The sequence below is a fragment of the Vibrio sp. 2132-1 genome (genome assembly GCF_033344315.1).
Map to the genome: position 1 here is coordinate 1 of NZ_JAWPON010000360.1, position 688 is coordinate 688.

Sequence of the window (688 nt, forward strand, 5' to 3'; positions counted from 1 at the left end):
CTGCAAATCATGCGTGTTTCTTCTAACAAGAACGTGGTAGAAATGATGATGATTTACAACGACGATGCTTTAGGTGCGAAACCATTAAACCAAGTACTGAATACCAGTATTTATACATACTGCAATACGCCGTCGGTAAGAGAGCAAATTGATATGGGTTTGATGTACCGATTGAAAGTGCGTAACTCACGCGGTCAGCTAATTGCTGATGAATTGGTTTCAGAGCAAACCTGTAGCAAAATCAAATAGTCACAGTAATTTGCTTGTCGCCCAAGCCCGACGACAACGAGAGGCGTCGTTAGTGACTTAGGCAGACATTAAATAGAATACACAAAAGCGGAGACGATGGTCTCCGCTTTTTTATTGGCCACTTTAAATTGGCGACGAGCTACCTTATGCAAGCTCTGCGCGAAGCTTCTTCGCAGCAGACACTAGGTTGGCAAGTGCAGCTTCCGTCTCTGCCCAGTTCCGTGTTTTCAAACCACAGTCTGGGTTTACCCACACACGTTGTACCGGAATCTTTTCTGCCGCTTTCTTGATTAAGCCTTCAATCCACTCTTCCGTCGGAATATTTGGTGAGTGAATGTCATAAACACCAGGGCCAATTTCGTTCGGGTAATTGAACTCTTAAAACGCTTTAAGCAGTTCCATATTTGAGCGTGACGTTTCAATGGTAATCACATCTGCA

Annotated in this window: 1 protein-coding gene and 1 pseudogene; one reads left to right on the plus strand and one right to left on the minus strand. The window is 44.0% G+C overall.

Annotation, left to right across the window (positions count from 1 at the left end; all coding sequences use genetic code 11):
- The coding region (gene gspS2 / locus R8N47_RS25415; RefSeq protein ID WP_318186133.1) for a type II secretion system pilot lipoprotein GspS-beta at positions 1 to 249 on the plus strand (249 nt) is incomplete at its 5' end.
- Positions 250 to 393: 144 nt separating this feature from the next.
- Here gspS2 and R8N47_RS25420 read toward each other — a convergent pair.
- Positions 394 to 688 (minus strand): annotated as a pseudogene (locus R8N47_RS25420) (5-methyltetrahydropteroyltriglutamate--homocysteine S-methyltransferase); the annotation flags it as partial.